Annotated in this window: 19 protein-coding genes; 6 read left to right on the top strand and 13 right to left on the bottom strand. The window is 70.3% G+C overall.

What is annotated here, in order from left to right; all coding sequences use genetic code 11:
- Positions 1-20: 20 nt before the first annotated feature.
- The 5 genes from ACHZD8_RS05445 to nirD form a co-directional block, all read right to left on the bottom strand.
- A complete protein-coding gene (locus tag ACHZD8_RS05445; protein ID WP_394769149.1) occupies positions 21-1,619 on the bottom strand; it encodes an FAD-dependent oxidoreductase in 1,599 nt (532 codons plus the stop codon).
- A complete protein-coding gene (locus ACHZD8_RS05450) occupies positions 1,612-3,714 on the bottom strand; it encodes a molybdopterin oxidoreductase family protein (protein ID WP_394769150.1) in 2,103 nt (700 codons plus the stop codon). The genes ACHZD8_RS05445 and ACHZD8_RS05450 overlap by 8 nt, the downstream gene beginning before the upstream one ends.
- Before the next feature lie 23 nt (positions 3,715-3,737).
- Complete coding sequence (locus ACHZD8_RS05455) at positions 3,738-5,147, bottom strand: MFS transporter (protein WP_394769151.1); 1,410 nt, start codon at positions 5,145-5,147, stop codon at positions 3,738-3,740.
- 132 nt (positions 5,148-5,279) lie between these two features.
- Complete coding sequence (locus ACHZD8_RS05460; RefSeq protein ID WP_394769152.1) at positions 5,280-6,023, bottom strand: sirohydrochlorin chelatase; 744 nt, start codon at positions 6,021-6,023, stop codon at positions 5,280-5,282.
- Positions 6,020-6,361, bottom strand: a complete 342-nt coding sequence (nirD, locus tag ACHZD8_RS05465) for a nitrite reductase small subunit NirD (RefSeq protein ID WP_394769153.1) — start codon at positions 6,359-6,361, stop codon at positions 6,020-6,022. The genes ACHZD8_RS05460 and nirD overlap by 4 nt, the downstream gene beginning before the upstream one ends.
- Positions 6,362-6,542: 181 nt before the next feature.
- Between nirD and nirB the strand changes: the two genes are divergently transcribed.
- The 6 genes from nirB to ACHZD8_RS05495 all read left to right on the top strand — a co-directional run bounded on the left by nirB (position 6,543) and on the right by ACHZD8_RS05495 (position 13,120).
- The gene (gene nirB, locus ACHZD8_RS05470; protein ID WP_394769154.1) at positions 6,543-9,170 is read left to right on the top strand and encodes a nitrite reductase large subunit NirB; all 2,628 of its coding nucleotides are present in this window, start codon (positions 6,543-6,545) and stop codon (positions 9,168-9,170) included.
- A gap of 2 nt (positions 9,171-9,172) precedes the next feature.
- Positions 9,173-10,246, top strand: a complete 1,074-nt coding sequence (cobA, locus tag ACHZD8_RS05475; RefSeq protein WP_394769155.1) for a uroporphyrinogen-III C-methyltransferase — start codon at positions 9,173-9,175, stop codon at positions 10,244-10,246.
- Positions 10,197-11,432 (top strand): uroporphyrinogen-III synthase, encoded by a 1,236-nt coding sequence (locus ACHZD8_RS05480; protein ID WP_394769156.1) that lies wholly within the window; start codon positions 10,197-10,199, stop codon positions 11,430-11,432. The genes cobA and ACHZD8_RS05480 overlap by 50 nt, the downstream gene beginning before the upstream one ends.
- 74 nt (positions 11,433-11,506) lie before the next feature.
- Positions 11,507-12,100 carry a sulfite oxidase-like oxidoreductase gene (locus ACHZD8_RS05485; RefSeq protein ID WP_394769157.1) on the top strand — a complete coding sequence of 198 codons (594 nt, stop codon included), beginning with the start codon at positions 11,507-11,509 and terminating at the stop codon, positions 12,098-12,100.
- A 7-nt stretch (positions 12,101-12,107) separates the two neighbouring features.
- Positions 12,108-12,863 (top strand): ferredoxin reductase, encoded by a 756-nt coding sequence (locus ACHZD8_RS05490; protein ID WP_394769158.1) that lies wholly within the window; start codon positions 12,108-12,110, stop codon positions 12,861-12,863.
- Positions 12,863-13,120 (top strand): DUF6510 family protein, encoded by a 258-nt coding sequence (locus ACHZD8_RS05495; RefSeq protein ID WP_147784113.1) that lies wholly within the window; start codon positions 12,863-12,865, stop codon positions 13,118-13,120. The genes ACHZD8_RS05490 and ACHZD8_RS05495 overlap by 1 nt, the downstream gene beginning before the upstream one ends.
- Here ACHZD8_RS05495 and ACHZD8_RS05500 read toward each other — a convergent pair.
- From ACHZD8_RS05500 to ACHZD8_RS05535, 8 genes are all read right to left on the bottom strand, one after another.
- Positions 13,117-13,314, bottom strand: a complete 198-nt coding sequence (locus ACHZD8_RS05500; RefSeq protein WP_394769159.1) for a hypothetical protein — start codon at positions 13,312-13,314, stop codon at positions 13,117-13,119. The two genes, ACHZD8_RS05495 and ACHZD8_RS05500, sit on opposite strands and share 4 nt — an antisense overlap.
- 311 nt (positions 13,315-13,625) lie before the next feature.
- The gene (locus ACHZD8_RS05505; protein WP_394769160.1) at positions 13,626-14,258 is read right to left on the bottom strand and encodes a DUF998 domain-containing protein; all 633 of its coding nucleotides are present in this window, start codon (positions 14,256-14,258) and stop codon (positions 13,626-13,628) included.
- A 490-nt stretch (positions 14,259-14,748) separates the two neighbouring features.
- Complete coding sequence (gene ilvC / locus ACHZD8_RS05510; RefSeq protein ID WP_331898878.1) at positions 14,749-15,774, bottom strand: ketol-acid reductoisomerase; 1,026 nt, start codon at positions 15,772-15,774, stop codon at positions 14,749-14,751.
- A 34-nt stretch (positions 15,775-15,808) separates the two neighbouring features.
- Entirely contained in the window at positions 15,809-16,315 is a 507-nt protein-coding gene (gene ilvN / locus ACHZD8_RS05515) for an acetolactate synthase small subunit (RefSeq protein ID WP_147784117.1), read from the bottom strand.
- 4 nt (positions 16,316-16,319) lie between these two features.
- Positions 16,320-18,134 (bottom strand): acetolactate synthase large subunit, encoded by a 1,815-nt coding sequence (locus ACHZD8_RS05520; protein WP_394769161.1) that lies wholly within the window; start codon positions 18,132-18,134, stop codon positions 16,320-16,322.
- 45 nt (positions 18,135-18,179) lie between these two features.
- Positions 18,180-19,877, bottom strand: coding sequence for a dihydroxy-acid dehydratase (gene ilvD, locus ACHZD8_RS05525; RefSeq protein WP_394769162.1), 1,698 nt, complete (start codon positions 19,875-19,877; stop codon positions 18,180-18,182).
- A gap of 204 nt (positions 19,878-20,081) precedes the next feature.
- Positions 20,082-20,897, bottom strand: coding sequence for a trehalose-phosphatase (gene otsB, locus ACHZD8_RS05530; RefSeq protein ID WP_394769163.1), 816 nt, complete (start codon positions 20,895-20,897; stop codon positions 20,082-20,084).
- Positions 20,897-22,399 carry a trehalose-6-phosphate synthase gene (locus ACHZD8_RS05535; protein WP_394769164.1) on the bottom strand — a complete coding sequence of 501 codons (1,503 nt, stop codon included), beginning with the start codon at positions 22,397-22,399 and terminating at the stop codon, positions 20,897-20,899. The genes otsB and ACHZD8_RS05535 overlap by 1 nt, the downstream gene beginning before the upstream one ends.
- Positions 22,400-22,421: the final 22 nt, after the last annotated feature.

Genomic DNA, 22,421 nt, shown 5'->3' on the forward strand with positions numbered 1-22,421 from the left:
GGCGTTGACATCTCGCCGGCTCATCCCACCGGCGCGAAGCGCTCCAGAACCTCCCCGATTCTGCCCTTGCAGCCGCCGCAGCCGGTGCCGGCGCGGGTGGCCGAGCCAATGCAGGCCACCGTCGTGTTGCCCTCCTCCGCCGCGCCCGCAATGGCCCCCACCGTCACTCCGTTGCACCAGCAGACGGTGGCGTCCAGGGCGAAGGCGTCCGCCCCGCTCGCCGGAACGTAGTCAGGACCGTCGAACCTCAGCAGCACCGAGCGGTCGGCGGGCAGCTCGCCTCCGCGCTCGAAGAGCAGGGTGAGCTCGGCGGCCGTGCGCGGCATCCCCACACAGACGAACCCGGTGAGGATTCCGGCCACCGTCACCATCTTCACGTAGCGCCCGTGCTCGGGGTCCGCCCATTGGGCCACGCTCGATGTCGCGCAGCCGTCGGCGTGGGCGCGCCCGCCGGGGTCGGTGTCGGTGTCCCACGGGTCGCGTCGAACGTCGCCGGCGGCCGCGACATCCACGCCCTCGGCCTTGAGCATCACGACGGAGGCGGCCCGTTCGGCGAGCGGCGCCAGCGACGCCTCGTCGCGGAACCGCGCGGCGAGCCAGTCGGCCTGCCGCCAGCCCGGACCGATCAACCCGGACGGCGCGCCCGCCGGCGTTCCGGCCGCGGCACCCTCCCGGGGACGGGCGACGACGTGGGCGCAGTCGCCGATCGCGAAGACCCGCGGATCGGCCCAGCTCTGCAGGGTGTCGTCGACGAGGATGCCGGCGGACACGTCGAGCCCGGCGAGGGCGGCGAGTTCGGTGCGGGCGCCGACACCGCAGGAGAGCAGCAGCAGGTCACCGCCGATCTGCTTGCCGTCGGCGCAGAGGAGGGCGTCGAAGCGCTGCGTCCCATCGTCGGCCGTGCGGAACAGGATGCCCTCCGCCCTCGAATGATCGATCATGGCGACGCCGGCTCGGCGGGCGCTCCGCGCGAGGGTGGCGCCCGCTCCGCGGTCGAGGCTTCTGGCCATCGGGGTCTCGCCGTGGTAGACGACGCAGGTCTCGGCTCCGGCCCGAGCCGCGGCCAGGGCGATCTCCATGCCGAGCACCCCGGCCCCGAGCACGACGATGCGCTGCCCGGCCCGCACGGCGGCCAGCACCGTCTCGGCGTCGGCGAGGTCCCGGAGGGCGGTGACCCCGCCCGGCAGCGGGGCGTCGGCCGAATCGAGGGTCTGCGGGTCGGCGCCTGGCCTGGTGCGGTCGCGGCGAAGCCGGGTGACGCCGTCGAGCGTCGGGATGTTCGCGCGGGCGCCGGTGGCCAGCACCAGCCGGTCGTACGGCAGCTGGTCGCCCGCGCCCAGGGTCACCGTCTGTCGGGTGCGGTTGATCGCCGTGACACTCGTCCCGGTGAGGATCCGCACCCCGGCGTCGCGTGCCTCTTGCGGGTCGGTGATCTCCAGCGACTCGCGGTCGGTGTGTCCGACGGCGAACTCGGCCACAAGCACCCGGTTGTAGGCCTCACAACTCTCGGCCCCGACGACGGTGAGGTCGATCGCGCCCGCCCGCACCGCGGGCAGCAGCTCCTCCACGAAGCGCGCGCCGACCGGCCCGTACCCCACCAGCACCACGCGTTCAGGCATTCGACAACTCCCTCTGCACGGCGCGAACCGTGACGATGGTCTTCTTGAACTCCGGCATCCCCGAGACGGGGTCGGTCGCGTCGCTCGTGAGCAGGTTGGCGCACTCGTCGCCGGCGAAATGGAAGGGCAGGAACACGGTGTCCGGTCGGATGTCGGGCGTCACCTCGGCGACGCAGCGCACGGTGCCGCGGACGTTCGCCAGTTCCACCTCCGACCCGTCGATGATCGCGAGCCGGTCGGCGGTCGCCGGGTGAAGCTGCACCCGGGCGGCGGGCTGCGCGGCGGCGAGCTCCAGCACGCGCCTGGTCTGAGCCCCGGACTGGTAGTGCTCGAGCAGCCGTCCGGTCACCAGCGTGAGGGTGCCGGGTTCCGGCCGCGCCGAGGATCGCGAGCGAACCGCGACGATCCTGGCCAGCCCGTCGGCGTGCGCGAAGCGATCGAGGAACAGCCGCGGAGTGCCGCCCGACCCCGTGGGATACGGCCAGTAGGCGGCAACCCCGGAGTCGAGAAGCTCGTGGCTGAGGCCCGAGTAGTCGGCGATTCCCCCCTCCGACGCGCGACACAGCTCGTCGAAGACGACGGCCGGATCGTCGCTGAACGTGGACGGCGAACCCAGTCGCCTCGCCAGTTCCCGGAAGATCCAGAGTTCGCTACGCACCCCGGGCGGCGGGTCGATCGCGCGGCGCCGGCGGATGACGCGACCCTCGAGGGAGGTCATGGTGCCCTCCTCCTCGGCCCACTGGGTGACCGGAAGCACGACATCCGCGAACTGCGCGGTCTCGGAGAAGAAGAAGTCGCAGACCACGAGGAAGTCGAGCGCGGCGAGCCCCTCCCGCACCCGGGAGGCGTTGGGGGCGGAGACGACCACGTTCGACCCGTGCACGAGCAGACAACGGATGCCGCCCGGCCGCCCCATGGACGAGAGCAGCTCGACCGCGGGAAGCCCCGGTCCCGGCAACGACTGCGCGTCGACACCCCAGACCGCGGCGACGTGCGCGCGCGCCGCCCCGTCGGTGATCTTGCGGTAACCGGGTAGCTGGTCGCACTTCTGGCCGTGCTCGCGGCCGCCCTGGCCGTTGCCCTGGCCGGTGAGGGTGCCGTAGCCGGAGCGGGCGGTGCCGACGAGTCCGAGCGCGAGGCTCAGGTTGATGGCGGCGGTGGCCGTGTCGGTTCCGTCCTCGTGCTGTTCGACGCCCCGGCCGGTGAGGATGTAGGTGCCGCGACCCGCGGCGAGCCGACGGGCGATCTCGCGCAGCTGCCACACCGGCACCCCCGTGTGCTCCTGCGTGCGCTCCGGCCACCACTCGCCGACGCTGCGGCGCAGGGCCTCGAATCCGATCGTGCGCGCGGCCAGGTACTCGCGGTCGGCGAGCCTCTCCGCGATCACGAGATGTGTGAGCCCGAGCAGCAGCGCGAGGTCGGTGCCCGCAGCGGGCTGGACGTGCATCCCGGCCCCGTCCTCGGTGAGCCTGGCGGTCGCGGATCTCCGCGGGTCCACCACGATGAGGCCGCCGGCGGCACGCGCCCCCTCAAGGTGCGCGACGAACGGCGGCATGGTCTGGGCGACGTTGCTGCCGAGCAGGAGGATCGTCTCCGCGGCGCCGAGGTCCTCCACCCGGAAGGGCAGGCCTCGGTCGAGGCCGAACGCGCGGTTGCCGGCGGCCGCGGCGGAGGACATGCAGAACCTGCCGTTGTAGTCGATCCGCGACGAGCCCAGGGCGACGCGGGTGAACTTGCCGAGCTGATACGCCTTCTCGTTGGTGAGACCGCCGCCGCCGAACACCCCGACCGAGTCTGCCCCGTGCTCGGCGCGCAGGGCGGCGAGGCGGTCGGCCACGAGGTCGAGGGCGTCCTCCCACGACGCCGCGGCGAATCCACCGTCCGGATGGCGCAGCATCGGTTCGACGATGCGGTCGGGAGAGGAGAGCAACTCGGCGGATGTCCAGCCCTTCTTGCACAGTCCGCCCCGGTTGGTGGGAAAGTCGCGAGCACCCACCGAGATGGCCCCGGCCGTGTCCGTGAGCGTCATCGCGCACTGCAGGGCGCAGTACGGGCAGTGCGACGCGGTGGCGGTCTCGGCCGGGGCGATGCTCATGGTGGTGTCTCTCTCGGTCGGGGTCAGACGCGCTGGCCGGCGACCGACGAGCCGCGACGCAGGTAGAAGAACGCCGTGATGGACATGAGCACGAGGTAGGCCACGACGAAGCCGAAGATCGCGCTGGAGTAGTCCCCCGTGGAGGTCTTCGACAGCCCGAGCACCTGCGGGATGATGAACCCGCCGTAGGCTCCCACGGCCGAGATGATGCCGAGGGCCGCCGCCGTCTTGCGCTGGGTGTCGACGCTGCCGGAGTTGCGGTGGGCGTCCCGCACCCCGCTTCGGGCGGCGAACACGCTCGGGATCATGCGGTAGGTGGATCCGTTGCCCACGCCGGTGGCGACGAAGATCACCAGGAACGCCCCGAGGAAGGCCCAGAAGTTGCCCACCGGGAGCACCCACACCACGGCGAGCGCGCCGACCGCCATCACGCCGAAGGCGGCGACCGTGACGACGGCTCCGCCGAAGCGGTCGGCGAGCTTGCCGCCGAAGGGGCGCGAGACGGAGCCGACGAGAGCTCCGAGGAAGGCGAGAGAGATGGCGGCTGCACCCACGTGCAGGGCGGAGTAAGCCGGGAACTGGTCGGCGATGAGCTTGGGGAACACGCTCGCGAAGCCGATGAAGGAGCCGAACGTGCCGATGTAGAGCAGGGCGAGGATCCAGAGGTGGGGTTCCCGCACGGCGGCGAGGGAGGCGGCGAAGTCCGACTTCGCGTTCGACAGGTTGTCCATGTACTTGTACGCGCCGAAGATGGCCAGCAGGATGAACGGGATCCAGATCCAGCCCGCGAGCGGCAGGTTCAGTGTGCCGACCGCGCCGAGGGTGATCGCGAGCGGAACCACGATCTGGGCGACCGAGACTCCCAGGTTGCCGCCGGCCGCGTTGAGGCCGAGAGCGTAGCCCTTCTCCCGCTGGGGGTAGAAGAACGTGATGTTCGACATCGAGCTGGCGAAGTTGCCTCCGCCGAAGCCGCCGAGCGCGGCGATGAGCAGCATGACGGGGAACGGAGTCGACGGGTTGCCCACCGCGATGCCGAGGGCGATCGCGGGGATGAGCAGCAGGGCCGCCGAGATCATCGTCCAGTTGCGGCCGCCGAACCTCGGCACCATGAAGGTGTACGGGAAGCGGAGCGTGGCGCCGACGAGGCTCGGGATGGAGATGAGCCAGAAGATCTGGCCGGTGTCGAAGGTGAATCCGGCGGCGGGCAGCTGCACGACGACGATGCTCCAGAGCTGCCAGACGATGAAGCCGAGAAACTCGGCGAAGATCGACCACCGGAGGTTGCGGGAGGCGATCGCCTTGCCCACCGAGTTCCACTGTTCGGTGTTCTCGGGGTTCCAGTTGTCGATCCAGCGCCCCGGCCGGTGCACGAGGGCGGATGCCCCGGTCTGGCCGGTGGTCGCTGTGGGAGTTGCGGCGGTGGTCGTGGTCATCGATCGCTCCTTGGGGAGAGGGGATACTTCGGACGGTGAGTGATTCCGACGCTAGCGAGGCCGTGTTTCGGGGAGACCGCCGTTGCGGTTACCGTTCGGTCACCGCGTCGTCACCGGCGAGCGCGGCCGGTGTTAGGCCGCCGTAACCTGCTCGTCACAAAGCACCGCGCTCCCGCCCACGGCTCGTTCGTAGAGATCGATGACCGTCTCGACGAGCCCGTCCGGGGGTTGCTCCCCGGCGGCCAGAAGCGGTGCCGTCACCAGGTCGGCCCCGGCGGTGCGCGCGAGACCGGCGAAATAGCCGGGCGCGAGCAGGTAGGTCGCCACGATGACGCGCGCTCCGCCCGCGGAGATCCTGGCGCCCGCGACCGCGCAGGAGAGCCGGGGCTGGGCGGCCGAGATGAAGGCCACCGTCACCGGTCGGCCGAGCAGCACCGACAGCTCGCGCCCCACCGCGTGGCAGTCGGCCACGGCGTCCGCGTCGCTCGAGCCCGCCGCGGCGAGCACGATCCGGTCACCGTCGCACAGCCCGGCCTCGTACAGGCGGTCGGCGAGCACTCGGGTGATCCGGGCGTCGGGACCCAGCGCGCCGGTGACCGTCACCCGCCTCGGCAGGGCCTCGCGGGCGGCATCCGCCAGGTCGACGTGAACGTGGTACCCCGCCGAGAGGAGCAGGGGCACCACCACAGCCGGCACGCCGACGGCGAGCGCGTCGAGGGTGCGCGGCACGCTCGGCTGCTGCACGTCGACGAAGCTGCCGCGCACGGCGGTGTCCGGGCGCGCATCCGCCACCGCGCGCACGAGGGCCGCGACCGCGGCCTGCCCGGCCGGGTCGCTCGTGCCGTGCGAGGCGGCCAGCAGCACGGGTGCGCTCACGCTGCCTCGGCCAGCACGACCTGCACGATTCCGGCCTGCACCCGCACGGGATAGGTGGGCAGGAGGTAGTCGGGCGAGCTCAGGCACTCGCCGGTCGCGAGGTCGTAGACCTGCTTGTGCAGGGGCGACGCGATGGTGCTGCGGGCCCCCTTCGACCCGACGATGCCCCGCGACATCACGTAGGAGCCGGTGGCCGGGCACCGATTGCTCACGGCGTGCAGGCTGCCGTCGGGAAGCAGGAACAGCGCCACCTGGCGGTCGCCGACGAGCGCGGCCTCGCCCCAGAGCGGTTCGAGCTCGTCGAGCGAGCAGAGCGGCACCCAGTCATCGTTCGTCATGGCCTCACGGTACGAGGGCCGGATTTCGAGGGCAGGCGAAAGCCGTGACGATCGCGTAACGAAGACCTCACACCACTCGGCGCGCGGAGTGAGGTCGATGTCACACATCGTTACGCGGGCGCAACGGCGAGGAAACGCCCGGCTCATACGCTGGGGCCACTCCCACTCGAAAGGTGCCGCCATGGCCGAGGCCGACGCAACCACTCGCCACGTCGTGGTGATCGGCGGCGGCCCGGCCGCGCACCGGTTCACCGAGGCGATGGCGGCGCGCTCCGCCGCGAACCCCGGGTTCGTCGTCACCGTCCTCGGCGAAGAACCGCACCTGCCGTACGACCGCGTCGCGCTCTCCCGTCGCCTCGTCGACTCGGAAGACCTCACTCTCGGCGACCGCTCCCTGTGGGACGCTCCGGGCATCCGCTACCGGTCGGCCCAGCGTGCGACCGCCATCGACCCGGCGGCGAGGACCGTGACCATCGAGGGCGGCGAGCGACTGCCCTGGGACGAGCTCGTCTTCGCGACCGGATCGTCCGCCTCAGTGCCTCCCATTCCCGGCGCCGAACGGGGCTACGTCTATCGCACGATCGAAGACGTCGACTTCCTCGTCGCCGAGGTCGCCCGGCTTCGAGTGGCCCTGAGGCGACCGGCGAACGTCGTCGTCGTGGGCGGCGGACTCCTCGGCCTGGAGGCCGCCGGCGGCCTGCAGCGCCTCGGCGGAAACTCCACCATCGTCCATTCGGGCCGTTGGCTGATGTCGGCGCAGCTCGACGAGGGCGCCGGCCAGGCGCTCGGTCGCCTGATCGAGGCCCAGGGCATCGCCCTCGCCCTCGGCACGCGGCCGAGCGAGATCCTCTGCTCGCCCTCCGGCAGGGTGCTGGGCGTCGCGCTCGGCGACGGTCGCCAGCTCAACGCCGACCTCGTCGTGTTCTCGATCGGCATCACCCCGCGCGACGAACTCGCCAGGGACGCAGGGCTCGACATCGGGCCGCGCGGAGGCATCGCGATCGGCGACGACTGCTCGAGCTCGCATCCGGGCATCTGGGCCATCGGCGAGGTCGCCGCCGTCGGCGGACTGTGCGTCGGCCTGGTCGCGCCGGCCAACGCCATGGCCGAGGTGGCGGCCGACCGCATCCACGGCGGCGAGGCCGTCTTCCCGGGCATCGACGACGCCACCAAGCTCAAGCTCTCGGGGGTCGAGGTGGCGAGCTTCGGCGACGCCCTCGCGGTCACCGAGCACTCGCTCGAGGTGGTCTACGCCGATCCGGCGCGAGGGCTGTACCAGAAGATCGTGGTGACCGGCGACGCCAAGACCCTGCTCGGCGGCATCTTCGTGGGCGACGCCGCCCCGTACACCTCCCTGCGACCGCTGCTCGGTCGAGAGCTGCCCGGCGAACCGGGCGCCTACCTCTCCGCGGCGGGCGCCGAGCCCCCGGCCGGCGGCGAGCTGCCGGACGACGTGCAGCTCTGCTCGTGCAACAACGTCTCCGTCGGCACGGTCCGCTCGGCCGTGCGGGGCGACCACGACGAGGCCTGCACCGAGCTCGGCGCGCTCAAGGCCTGCACCCGCGCCGGCACCCAGTGCGGGTCGTGCGTGCCCCTGGTCAAGAAGATCCTCGAGACCGAGCTGACCAAGGCGGGCGTCGAGGTCTCCCGGGCGCTCTGCGAGCACATCGAGCTCAGTCGAAGCGAACTCTTCGAATCGGCGCGCATCCTCCAGCTCGCCTCCTTCGACGCGATCATGGAGCGCTTCGGGCACGGCCTCGGCTGCGACATCTGCAAGCCGGTGATCGCGTCGATCCTCGCCACCCAGACCTCCGGGTACATCCTCGACTCCGGACGCGGGGCCCTGCAGGACACCAACGACCGCGCCCTCGCCAACATGCAGAAGGACGGCACATACTCGGTGGTCCCCCGCATCCCCGGAGGCGAGATCACCCCGCAGAAACTCAAGGTGATCGCCGAGGTCGCCGCCGACTTCAACCTCTACACGAAGATCACCGGCGGCCAGCGCATCGACCTGTTCGGGGCGCGACTGGAACAGCTGCCCGACATCTGGAAGATCCTCGTCGACGCCGGCTTCGAATCCGGGCAGGCCTACGGCAAGAGCCTGCGCACGGTGAAGTCCTGCGTCGGGTCGACCTGGTGCCGCTACGGCGTGCAGGATGCCGTGGCCATGGCCATCCAGCTCGAGCTGCGCTACCGCGGCCTGCGCTCGCCGCACAAGTTCAAGCTCGGAGTCTCCGGCTGCGCCCGCGAGTGCGCAGAGGCCCGCGGCAAGGACATCGGCATCATCGCCTCGGAGCTGGGCTGGAACCTCTATGTCGGCGGCAACGGCGGCTACCAGCCCGCCCATGCCCAGCTCCTCGCCCAGGACCTGGACGACGAGACGCTGATCCGCTACATCGACCGTTACCTGATGTACTACATCCGCACGGCCGATCGGCTGCAGCGCACCGCGCGCTGGCAGGAGGAGCTGGAGGGCGGGCTGGACCACGTGCGCGACGTCGTGTGCGACGACAGCCTCGGCATCGCCGAGGAGCTCGAGGCGGCGATGGCCACCCACGTGGGCAACTACGAGGACGAGTGGGCCGCCACCCTCAAGGATCCGGAGCGACTGCGCCGATTCCGTTCCTTCGTCAACGCCCCGACCACCCCGGACCCCGCCGTGGTGCAGGTGACCGAGCGCGGCCAACCTCGCCCCGCCCGCGCCGACGAACGCGACACCGCGGTTCCGCTCGGTCTCAGCATTCCCCTCCGGCCGGGTGCGGCGGCGCCCCGGCAGACCGCCACCGCCCCGACAGAAGGACGCTGACCGTGGACCTCACTCTCGACCTCTCCCATCGCAGCATTCTCATCATCGGCGGCGCTCACGCCTCCCGGCGATCGATCGCCCGCTACCGGGCGGCCGGGGCGGCGGTGCACCTCGCGACCGAGACGCCGGCACCCTCCGCTGCCAAACCGGTGGAATGGCCGCGGTCGGCCGACGGCTGGCGCGGACTCCTCAGCACGATGGACCTCGTCGTTCTCGTCGGCGCGACGCCGGCCGTCGACGCCATGGTCGCGGCGCTGGCGACCGAGTCGAGGGTCTGGCTCACCCGCGAGCGCGCGGCGGCGACGGGACCGGTCGGGCACGTCACCCTCGTCGGCGGCGGACCCGGGGACGAGGGCCTCATGACCGTCGCCGCCCTGCGCGCCCTCCGTGACGCGGACATCGTCTACTTCGACCGCCTCGGGCCGCACGATCGGCTCGCCGACTGGGCGCCCGGTGCCGAGTTCGTCGACGTCGGAAAACTCCCGGGCCACCACACCGTGCCCCAGGCCGAGATCGAACGGGCAATCGTGGCCAGCGCCCTCGCCGGCCGGACCGTCGTGCGGCTCAAGGGCGGAGATCCCTTCGTGTTCGGGCGAGGCGGGGAAGAGGTGCTCGCCTGCCGGGTGGCCGGCGTGCCGGTCAGCGTCATCTCGGGAGTCTCGAGCGCCATCGCGGCGCCGGGAATCGCGGGCATCCCGGTGACTCATCGCGAGGTGAGCCGCCTGTTCACCGTCGTCTCGGGCCACGCCCCGTTCACCGAGGAGCAACTCGCCCACCTCGTCGGTCTCGGCGGCACGATCGTCGTGCTGATGGGCATCGGCACCCTGCCACACCTCTCGGCGGGGCTCGCCAGACATGGCATGGATGCCGCGATGCCGGTGGCGATCATCGAGCGGGCCTTCACCGACAGCCAGCGCACCACCGTCGCCTCGATCGGCACGGTGGTCGCCAGTTCGACGCAGGCCGGCATCCGCTCCCCCGCTGTCATCGTGATCGGCGAGGTCGTACGATTGGCGCACGACGCCGATGTCGCGGCTGTCGAGCTGCTGGATCACGCGGCGCGCCTGGCACGGTAGCCGCTCCCCCACTTCTGCCCCGCGCCCGCCGGCGCCCCACGACGGAGACACCCTGACCGATACCGGCATCGACACCAGCCTCCCCGGGTTCCGTGCCGACCAGCTCGAGGGGTTCCGCATCGGCGTGACCTCGGACCGGCGATCGGAAGACCTCATCGCCGCCTTCGAACGCCGCGGCGCCGAGGTGCTGCACGCCCCGGCCATCCGCATCTCGGCGACCGCCGACGACTCCAAGCTCACCCGCGACACGCACGCCATCATCGAGGCCCGCCCCGACATCCTGCTGGCCACCACCTCCTACGGCATCCGCCGCTGGTTCGAGGCAGCGGATGCCGCCGGCCTCGGCCACGAGCTCATCGAGACTCTCGCCGATTCCCGCATTCTCGTGCGCGGGCCCAAGGCGCGAGGCGCGGTGAGGGCCGCCGGCCTCGACGACGCCGGCATGAGCGACAAGGAGACCACCCAGTCCCTCGTCGACTTCGTTCTGCGCGAGGGCGCGGAGGGCAAGACCGTCGCGGTGCAGCTGCACGGCTTCACCGACCAGCCCCAACTCGAACGACTGCGCGCCGCCGGCGTCACGGTTCTCACCGTCGCGCCGTACCGCTGGCTGCTGCCCGAGGATTCGAGCCGGGTGCTCAAGTTGGTGGACGCGATCTGCACCGGCTCGGTGGACGCCGTCACCTTCACGAGCGCGCCGGCCGTCGAGGCGCTGTTCGGCGCGGCCGACGGCATCGGCCGGCTCCAGCAGCTGCAGGATGCCCTGTCCAGCACGGTCGTCGCCGCCGCGGTCGGACCGGTCACGGCCGCACCGCTCATCGCCGGCGGCATCACCCCGATCGCCCCGGAGCGCTATCGCATGGGCGCGCTGATCCGGCTGGTCTGCGAATACCTCGAGGAGGAGCGGATCGTGCGGGTGCAGTCCGCCCACGGGGCGATCGAGCTGCGGGGGCGCATCGTGAGCGTGGCCGGGACCCGGGCCACCCTTGCGCCGACCTCCCTGACGATCCTGCGCATCCTGCTCGCCTCCCCCGGCGCCGTGGTGTCGCGGGCCGCGCTCACGGCGGCGCTGCCCGAGATGCAGGACGACCATGCCGTCGACGTGGCGATCAGCCGGTTGCGCCAGGCGCTCCCGGCATCCGGTCTCGTCGCGACGGTGATCAAGCGGGGCTACCGCATCGACATGTGAGGATCGAGCCGCAACGAGTTGCAGACACCGGGGAGCAGTTTCAGTAGGCTGGGCACACACCGAAGGAGCATCGAATGGGCATCATCTCTCGCGGTTTTTCCGGCCGCAGCCGGGAGCACAACCCGGCCCTCCCCCCTGGCCAGTACCTCACCGAGGACTTCCCGGTGCTGTCCGCCGGGCCCACCCCCGACATCGACACGGCGGAGTGGGAGTTCAGCATCCGAACCGAGTCCGGCGCCGTGCACAAGTGGGACTGGGAGCAGCTGCAGGCGCTCCCCATCGAAGACGTCGGCACCGACATCCACTGCGTCACTCGCTGGTCGAAGCTCGGCACCTCCTGGCGCGGCGTCTCGCTCGACACCCTCTTCGCCGACGTGGAGACGAGCAACGACTACGTGATGGCGCACTCCTACGGCGGCTACACGACGAACGTGCCGCTCGAGGACCTGCTCGACGGCAAGGCCTGGATCGCGTTCGAGTTCGACGGCGAGCCCCTCGAGGCCGAGCACGGCGGACCGGCGCGACTCCTCATTCCGCACCTCTACTTCTGGAAGAGCGCCAAGTGGATCCGCGGCCTGGTCATGCAGAGCGACGACGAGCCGGGATTCTGGGAGCAGAACGGCTACCACCTGTACGGTGACCCGTGGCTCGAGCAGCGCTATTGGTGACCGGCAGTTGATATCGGAACGCGAGACCCGGGATGCCCCGCCGCATCGGGTCGGCCTCTGGCACGTCGGCGTGGTCGTCTCGACCGCCACCCAGACGCCCACCGGGCGCAGCATCGTGCTGGATGTCCCGGGCTGGGGCGGCAACCTCGCCGGGCAGCACGCGGATGTGCGTCTCACCGCACCCGACGGCTACCAGGCCGTGCGGTCCTATTCGATCGCCTCGGCGGGCGAGACGGACCGGGTCGAGCTCGCCGTGGACCGCTTCCCCGACGGGGAGGTGTCGCCCTACCTCGTCGACGACCTCGAGGTGGGCGACCAGGTGGAGCTGCGCGGCCCGCTCGGCGGCTGGTTCATCTGGACGCCGGCGCTGACCGATCCCGTGCAGCTCATCGCGGGGGGCTCGGGAATCGTCCCCCTCCTGGCCATGATCCGCTCGCACACCGACTCGGCGAGCGCGGCGCCCTTCCGCCTGCTCTACTCGCTGCGCAGCCCCGGCGACGCCTTCTTCCGCTCGGAACTCGAGACGCCGACCCCGGGGCTCGAGGTCACCTGGCTGTACACCCGCGGCACTCCTGCCGGCTGGCCCCGGGCGGCCGGGCGCATCACGATGGACGACCTGCAGGCATCCACCTTTCCGCCCGCGATCTCGCCGGCCGTCTTCGTGTGCGGGCCGACCGGCTTCGTGGAGACCGTCGCTAACGCCCTCGTCGCCCTCGGCCACGACCCGCACCGCGTGAAGACCGAACGATTCGGAGGCGCCTGATGCCAGAACCCGTCGACGGCAACGCCCTGGCCGGCCCACTCTCCGAACTCTTCTCCGCCGACCTCACCCTGGCCACCGGGCGCTGCCTGGGCTGCGGCGACGTCTCCGAACTCGCCCGCGCCAGGGTCTACCCCGACCCCACCGGCTACGTCGTGCGCTGCAGCCAGTGCGACGACGTGCTCATGGTGATCGTGGAGGAGCCGGACAGCGTGTGCCTTGAGCTGCGCGGGATGTCCTGGCTCAAGGTTCCGCGCTAGGCCTCCGCGTCGCCAGGTCGCCCGCGCGAACGCGGCGAGGCGTCGCCGGGCATGCCCACCTTGCTCACCGTGAAGATCCGGCCGGAAGCGAACGGCGTCTCGGCCTGCCCGATGTTGCTGCGCAGCCCCATGCCGTTGCAGCGATAGACGTTCCAGCCGCTGAGGTCGACGCTCGCCGCACCCCAGTTGCGCAACTCGAGAAGGTGTCGGAGTCGGACCGCACTCCGCCGTTCGCGAGCTCGTTGATCAGGACGGATGGCGGGGCGGGCGCCGGCGACGGGGCCGCCGACGCGACCGCCGGAGTGGCAACCCCGCCGTCGTCAGCACGGTGACGAACAGGGCGACGAGCAGGGGCCACAGCACGCTCCAACGGTCGCGGCCCGCAATGAACCGGCCATGGCCCGCTCACGTGCCGCATTGCGCCATTCCGGGCGGTTGCGGACAACCCGGGCTGGCGCGCCGGCCCGGAGACGCCGCATTGCCCCGGTTCGCCGGGCACAGCCCATCAGGCCAGGCGGCGGATGCCGAGGCAGAGCACGAACGCCCAGCCCAGGATGCCGGCGAGGCAGACCCGCTCGGCGAGCCCCACCACCTGGGGTGCGAGTGCGATGCTCAGCGCAAGGGCGGCGAGACCGACCGCACCGAGCACCGCGAACGCGAGGATCGCGCGCGCCCTCGGCAGCGCCCTCCTCGCCCACGCGGTGAGGAGGGCGATGGCGGCGAGCACGGCGACGAATCCGGTCGTGGCGAAGACCACGTGCACGACCCCGATTGCGGTGTGCGGGGTCATCCCGTACTCGCCTGGCGAGTTCACGTCCGTCGGCGCGAACACCAGCGCCGCCGAGCACAGGCCGGAGACGGCGAGCAGCACCAGACCCCAATTCCTGGGGCGCGACGGCGACCCGACCAGCAGGATCGCGACAATGACGCATCCGCACATCGCCGCGCGGGCCAGAAAGTTGAGGCTCATCGCCCAGCCGAACGGGCCGACCGCGAGGTCACTCTCGGCGTCGCTCACGACCGAGTAGTGCGGCGGCAGAAACTGCAGCACGACGTCGACCAGCACGTACAGCAGCACGAGCGCCACCGCCACCGTCGCGAATGCCCGGCGCGTGCGCGGCGCATCCCCTGAGCTCATTCGTCCACCCTTGCGCATAACTCCTGCAGAATTCTCCGCACCGGGCTTCGCCTCCCGCGAATCCCGGTGAGCCCGACCGCGCCCGGCGCGAATTGCCGGAGTTGTGCACCCCGGCCCGGTCGCGGAGCTCGCGCGCGGCTCGCGGAGCCCGCGCCCGGCTCGCGGAGCCCGCGCCTCGCTCGCGGAGGGAGCAGCCGGATCGCGGAGGGAGTCGTGCGCTCCCACGCCGGTCGCGGGTGCACTCTGGCAGCGCCGCCCCAGCTCGCGGAGGGAGTCGTGCGCCCCCGCGGCGGGGATACCGGCTCGCGGAGGGAGTCCTAACCCCCGCCACGGGGCGATATCCCCGCCGCGAGCCGGCGCACGGGCGATGTCCCCCGCCGCGAGCCGTCGAACCGCAGAACGGGCGTGAGCGGACAAGCCGGGTCGGCGCGCCGGCCCGAAGACGCCGAAATGGCCCCGACTCGCAAGCCGGGGCCATCTCAAACCGGTGCTAGCGGGCGGCCTCGCCGTCCACGTAGTCCTCGTCGATCTGCTTCCAGGCGAAGAGAGCGCGAAGCTCCTTGCCGGTCGCCTCGATGGGGTGCGCGGCACCCTTCGCGCGCAGGGCGAGGAACTCCGGTGCTCCGGCGTCCTGGTCCGCGATGAAGCGTGCGGCGAACGTGCCGTCCTGGATGTCGGAGAGAACGGCCTTCATGTTCTCCTTCACGTGCGGGTCGATCACGCGCGGGCCGGAGATGTAGTCGCCGTACTCGGCCGTGTCCGAGACCGACCAGCGCTGCTTGGCGATGCCGCCCTCCCACATGAGGTCCACGATGAGCTTGAGCTCGTGCAGCACCTCGAAGTACGCGATCTGCGGCTGGTAGCCCGCCTCGGTGAGGGTCTCGAAGCCGTACTGCACGAGTTGCGAGACGCCGCCGCAGAGAACGGCCTGCTCACCGAACAGGTCGGTCTCGGTCTCCTCGGTGAAGGTGGTCTTGATGCCGCCGGCGCGCAGGCCGCCGATCGCCTTCGCGTACGACCAGGCGAGGTCCCAGGCGCGACCGGAGGCATCCTGCTCCACGGCGACGATCACCGGCACTCCGCGGCCGGCCTCGTACTCGCGGCGCACGGTGTGGCCCGGACCCTTCGGGGCGACCATGATCACGTCGACGCCCTCGGGCGCCTTGATGTAGCCGTAGCGGATGTTGAAGCCGTGCCCGAAGAGGATCGCCTTGCCCTCGGCGAGATGAGGCTGGATGTCCGCCGCGTACAGGTGGCGCTGGTACTGGTCGGGGGCGAGGATCACGATCACGTCCGCCCACTCGGCGGCCTCCGCCGACGGCAGAACGGTGAAACCGGCCTCCTGCGCCTTGGCGATGGACTTGGAGTCCGGCTTGAGACCGACGACGACCTCGACCCCGGAGTCTCTCAGGTTCAGCGCATGGGCGTGGCCCTGCGATCCGTAGCCGATGACGGCGACCTTCTTGCCCTGGATGAGCGAGAGGTCGGCATCTTTGTCGTAGAAGATTTCGGTCACGTTGTGGTTCTCCTTGATTGTTGTGGTGTGAAAGCTAGTTCTTGAAGACTCGTTCGGTGATGCTCTTGCTGCCCCGGCCGATCGCCAGCAGTCCGGACTGGGCGATCTCCTTGATCCCGTAGGGCTCGAGCACCCGCAGCAGGGCCTGCACCTTGGCCGTGTCGCCGGTGACCTCGATCACGAGGGCGTCGGTGGCGACATCCACGATGCGGGCACGGAACAGGGTGGCCGCCTCGAGAATCTGACTCCTGGTGCTGTTGTCCACCCGCACCTTGATCAGCATGTGCTCGCGCTCCACGGTCTGCAGCGGATCGAGCTCCACGATCTTGATCACGTTGATGAGCTTGTTGAGCTGCTTCGTCACCTGCTCGAGCGGCAGCTCCTCCACGTCGACCACGACCGTGATGCGAGAGAGGCCGGGGATCTCGCTCTTGCCGACCGCGAGGCTCTCGATGTTGAATCCGCGGCGCGCGAACAGTCCGGCGACGCGCGTCAGCAGGCCGGGCTTGTCTTCCACCAGAAGGGACAGGACATGGGTCATGGCTCTACTCCTCGTCCCACTCCGGCGCGTGATCGCGCGCGTACTGCACCGACGAGTTGCCCACGCCCTGCGGCACCATCGGCCAGACCATCGAGTCCCGACTCACGATGAAGTCGATCACCACCGGTCGGTCGTTGGTCTCGTTGGCCAGCTTGATCGCGGCATCCACGTCTTCTTTCCTGGTGACCCGGATGCCGAGGGCGCCATACGCGTCCGCCATCTTCACGAAGTCCGGGATCATCACCGTGTCGTGGCCGGTGTTGAGGTCGGTGAACGAGTGCCTCCCGTCGTAGAACAGGGTCTGCCACTGGCGCACCATGCCGAGCGAGGAGTTGTTGATGATCGCGACCTTGATCGGGATCTTGTTGATCGTGCAGGTGGCGAGCTCCTGGTTGGTCATCTGGAAGCAGCCGTCACCGTCGATAGCCCAGACCGTGCGCTCCGGTTCCGCGACCTTCGCCCCCATGGCGGCCGGCAGGCCGTAGCCCATCGTGCCCGCTCCCCCCGAGTTGAGCCAGGAGTTGGGCCGCTCGTACTTGATGAACTGGGCGGCCCACATCTGGTGCTGGCCGACGCCGCTGGCATAGATCGCCTCCGGGCCGGTGATCTGGCCGATGCGCTCGATCACGTACTGCGGCGAGAGCAGCCCGTCGTCCGGCTCGTCGTAGCCGAGCGGAAACTGCTCCCTCAGCTTGTCGAGCCGAACCCACCAGTCGGAGAGGTCGGACGGGGTGCTCTTCGTGGCCTGCGCGAACGCGACCGTGAGGTCGGCGATGACGTCCTTGGCATCGCCGACGATGGGAACATCGGCCATCCGGATCTTGGAGATCTCGGCGGGGTCGATGTCGACATGGACGACCTTGGCGTTGGGCGCGAACTCGCTCGGCTTGCCGGTGACCCGGTCGTCGAAGCGCGCCCCGAGGGAGATGAGCAGGTCGGATTCCTGGATCGCGAGAACCGCGGGAACCGTTCCGTGCATCCCGGGCATGCCGAGGTTGAGGGGGTTGGAGTCCGGGAACGCGCCGCGGGCCATGAGCGTCGTGACGACGGGGGCGCCCACGAGCTCGGCGAGCTTGAGCAGCTCGGCGCTCGCCTTCGCCCGCACCACACCGCCGCCCACGTAGAACACGGGGCGCTTCGCCTCGGCGAGCAGCTGCGCGGCCGCCTGGATCTGCTTGCCGTGCGCCTTCGTCACCGGCCGGTAGCCGGGCAGGTCGACCTTGGGCGGCCAGATGAACGGCGCGACGCCCTGCTGGGCGTCCTTCGTCACGTCCACGAGCACCGGTCCCGGGCGCCCGGTCGGCGCGATGTGGATCGCCGCGGCGATCGTCGCCGGCACGTCCTCCGGGCGGGTGATGAGAAAGGAGTGCTTGGTGATCGGCATCGTGATTCCCACGATGTCGACCTCCTGGAAGGCGTCGGTTCCCATCAGGGTGGAGAACACCTGGCCGGTGATCGCCAGCAGCGGCACCGAGTCCATGTAGGCGTCGGCGATCGCCGTGACGAGGTTGGTGGCGCCGGGCCCGGAGGTCGCGATGGCGACGCCGATGCGTCCGGTGGCCGAGGCGTAGCCCTCGGCGGCGTGGCCGGCGCCCTGCTCGTGCCGCACCAGGATGTGGCGGATCGCCGTGGACGACATTAGCTCGTCGTAGAACGGCATGATCGCCCCGCCCGGGAGGCCGAAGACGTCCGTGACGCCGAGGTTCTCGAGCGAGCGCAGAATGGCCGCCGAGCCGTTGAGCACTTCCGGGGCGGCGTGCCGCTCGGCCGGGCCGGGGGCCTTGGCCGCGGTGGGCACCGGGATCGATTCCGTGGACATCAGGACTTCCTTGAGGTTTCAGGCACGAATAGTGAGGGCACGAAGCTACCCGGTGACCGCGCCCTCCGCAGCGGAGTGCACGAGCTTCGAGTACTTTGCGAGAACGCCACGGGTATAGCGCGGGGGAAGCGGAGCCCAGCCAGAGCGGCGAGCTGCGAGCTCCGTCGGTTCGACGAGTAGGTCGAGCGAGCGAGCTGCGATATCGACCCGTATTAGATCACCATCGCGCACGAAGGCGATGGGACCAGCGTCCACCGCTTCGGGTGCTATGTGGCCGATACACAGTCCGGTTGTGCCGCCTGAGAATCGTCCGTCAGTCAAGAGTAGTACATCCTTGCCGAGCCCGGCGCCCTTGATGGCCGCGGTGATCGCCAGCATCTCGCGCATGCCCGGACCGCCCTTGGGACCCTCGTAGCGGATCACCACGATGTCGCCGGCGGCGATGCCCCCGGCGGTGAGGGCGTCCATCGCCTCGCGTTCGCGCTCGAACACGCGGGCCGGTCCCTCGAACACCTTGGCGTCGAAACCGGCCGTCTTCACGACCGCGCCCTCCGGCGCGAGCGAGCCGTGCAGGATCGTGAGTCCGCCGGTGGGATGAATGGGGTTGTCAAGCGTGCGCAGCACCGTGCCGTCGAGCGGCTCTGGATCGAGCTCGGCGAGGTTCTCGGCCACGGTGCGACCCGTGACGGTGAGCGCTTCCCCGTGGATCAGGCCGGCGTCGAGCAGGGCCTTCATGAGCACCGGGATGCCGCCCTGGCGGTCCACGTCGTTCATCACGAACCGGCCGAATGGCTTGAGGTCTCCCACGTGCGGCACGGTGTCGCCGATGCGGTTGAAGTCGGCGAGGGTGAGGTCAACCTCCGCCTCGTGCGCTATGGCGAGCAGGTGCAGCACGACGTTGGTGGACCCGCCGAGGGCCATCGCCACGGCGATCGCGTTCTCGAAGGCGTCCTTGGTGAGGATGTCGCGGGTGGTGATCCCGAGCCGGAGCAGGTTGACGACGGCCTCGCCGCTCTTGTGCGCGAAGTAGTCGCGGCGGCGATCCGCCGCGGCCGGACTCGTGGAGCCCGGCAGGGCCATCCCGAGCGCCTCGGCCACGCTGGCCATGGTGTTCGCGGTGTACATGCCGCCGCAGGCACCCTCGCCGGGGGCGAAGGCACACTCGATGCGCTTGGCATCCGCCTCGCTCATCCGGCCGGCGCGCACCGCGCCCACGGCCTCGAACGAGTCGATGATGGTGATGTCCTTCTCGGTGCCGTCGCTGAGCTTCACCCAGCCGGGGGCGATCGATCCGGCGTAGAGGAACACCGAGGCGAGGTCGAGCCGCGCCGCCGCCATGAGCATGCCGGGCAGCGACTTGTCACAGCCGGCCAGCAGCACCGAGCCGTCGAGACGTTCCGCCTGCATCACGACCTCGACCGAGTCGGCGATCACCTCGCGGCTCACCAGCGAGAAGTGCATGCCCTCGTGGCCCATCGAGATGCCGTCCGAGACGGAGATTGTGCCGAACTGCAGCGGGTAGCCGCCGCCGGAGTGCACTCCCTCCTTGGAGGCCTGCGCGAGGCGGTCGAGGGACAGGTTGCAGGGTGTGATCTCGTTCCACGAGCTCGCGATGCCGATCTGGGGCTTGTCCCAGTCGTCGTCGCCCATCCCCACCGCGCGCAGCATCCCGCGCGAGGTCATGGCTTCGATTCCGTCGGTTACAACACGCGAACGCGGCTTCCAGTCAACTGTTTCGGGCATGTAACGAGTCTAGAACTCCGCCGCCCGTGCTTTCCGCCGCTCTCCGCCACATCCCGCCACCGAAAACGCAGGAGATCCGCGGCCGACGGAGCCATTCCGCGGCCCCCGACGGCACCCGACCCCGATTGTCCTGCGTTTTCGGCGGGGATGACGGGCGGGCGACGCAGCACGGGAGCGGCGGTGCGAGCGGGCGGATGCCGACGCCTACTGCTCGTGCACGTCGCCTTCGCGAAGGTCGGCGAGGAGGTTGATGGCGCGGGCGACGTCGATGGGCCCTGGCACCCGGAAGTTCGCGAGGGTGGGTCCCTCGCCGCTCTTGAGCCCCACGTCGTCGGCGCCGAGTGCCGCGAAGGCGTCCTCGTCGGTGACGTCATCGCCCGCGTAGAACACGGCTGTCGCCTTCGTGTACTCCCGAAGGTGCTCCAGAGCCTCGCCCTTGGTGGTGGAGCGCACTGAGAATTCGAGAACGTTCTTGCCCTCGCGCACCGTGAGGTCGTCGAGCTCCGCCGCCGTCTCGCTGAGCGCGACAAGGTGCGCGATCCGGCTGTCGTGAGCCGTCGCGAGGCGGGTGTGCAGGGCGAAGCCGGCCGGCTTCGGCTCGAGCCAGACCTGGTCGATCGAGTCGGCGACCTCGCCGAGCACGTCGCCCAGCACACCGACGCGCGTGAACTCGGCGGTGTTGAGCCCGATCTGGTCGTCTGGCGAGTCGAGACGCAACTCGATCCCGTGCGACCCGACGAGCAGCACGGAGTCCGGCAGGCCGGAGACCTGGATGAGGCTGGCCAGCGCCCGACCGGACACGAGGGCGACGCGGGTGTTCGGCATCGCGTTGAGGCGAAGCACCGCCGCCCGGGCCTCCGGGAGCGCGCGGGCGGCCTCCGGGTCGTCCACCTCCGGAGCGAGCGTGCCGTCGAAGTCGAGGGCGACGAGCAGCCGCCTGGTGCGCGCGAGTTCGCGCAACGCCCCCACGAAGGGTTCTGGCAGTCGGGAGAAGTTCGGTGGTGTGTCGACGTCGACCATTAGATGAATGCGTGTCCCTCTGATCCGTGGTGCGCCCGGCTCTCGAGCACCCGCAGGAATTCCGTCGACCAGCGCGACACGTCGTTCTCGAGCACCCGACGGCGCAGGGAGCGCATCCGTGCGGATCGGTCGCGTTTTGGCATCGCGATCGCCTGCAGGATCGTCTCCTTGAGCCCGTCGATGTCGTGCGGGTTGATGAGCAGGGCGCGCTTGAGTTCGTCGGAGGCACCGGCGAACTCGCTGAGGATGAGCACGCCGTCCTCGTCGAAGCGGCAGGCCACGTACTCCTTGGCGACGAGGTTCATCCCGTCGCGCAGGGCCGTCACGAGCATGACGTCCGCGGCGAGGTAGAGCGCCACCATCTCCTCCCGCGGGTACCCGTGGTGGTGGTAGCTGATCGGCACGTGGGCGATCGTGCCGTAGTCGCCGTTGATGCGGCCGACCGTCAGCTCGATCTCGTCCCGCAGCGCCATGTAGGCCTGCACCCGCTCGCGGCTCGGGTTGGCCACCTGCACCAGCGTCACGTCCTCGGCATTGAGTCGGCCCTCGGCGAGCAGTTCGCCGTACGCCTTGAGACGGTGGCCGATGCCCTTGGTGTAGTCGAGCCTGTCGACTCCGAGCATCACGGTCTTGGGGTTTCCGAGGTCGGCGCGGATCTGGCGTGCGCGATCCTGCACCTCGCGCGTGCGGGCGAGCGCCTCGAAGCTCGCGGCGTCGATCGAGATGGGGAAGGACTTCGCCACGACCGTGCGGAACGACCCCTGCCGCTTGATCGGGCCGAAGACGCGAACCCCCGGAGAATCGTCGACGAGCGGCACCTCGATCTGGGTGCCCTTCGTCAGGTATCCCTTGAGCCGGCGCACGGCCCGCTGGAAGTTGCTCGCGTCGGCCACCCGCTGGAAGCCGATGACGTCGGCGCCGAGCAGTCCCTCCACGATCTGTGCCCGCCACGGCAACTGCGAATAGATGCCATATGGCGGAAACGGAATGTGATTGAAGAAGCCGATGGTGAGGTCGGGACGAAGCTCGCGCAGCATCTTCGGCACGAGCTGCAACTGGTAGTCCTGCACCCACACGACGGCCCCGATCGCAGATGCCGCGGCCGTCGCATTCGCGAATCGCTGGTTCACGTCGATGTAGCTCTCCCACCAGTCTCGGTGGTAGGTGGGCGGGTTGATCACGTCGTGGTAGAGCGGCCAGAGGGTGTCGTTCGAGAAGCCCTCGTAGTAGTTCTCGAGGTCGTGGGCGCTCAGCGGCACCGGCACCACGCGGATGCCCTCGCTGTCGAACGGCTCGAACTCGAGGTCGGGTTGGCCGCCCCAGCCGATCCAGGCTCCCTCGTGCTGGCGCATCACCGGCTCGAGGGCCGTGACGAGTCCGCCGGGCGAACGCGCCCAGCTCGCCGTGCCATCCGCCTCGATCACCCGGTCGACGGGCAGGCGGTTCGACACGACCACGAAGTCGTATTCGCCGGTCGGGATCGCGCTCGCTGTGTCGGTCATGTATCCGCTTACTCTCGTCGTC

The sequence above is a fragment of the Lacisediminihabitans sp. genome (genome assembly GCF_043726815.1).
In the GTDB taxonomy this organism is placed as follows: Bacteria; Actinomycetota; Actinomycetes; order Actinomycetales; family Microbacteriaceae; genus Lacisediminihabitans.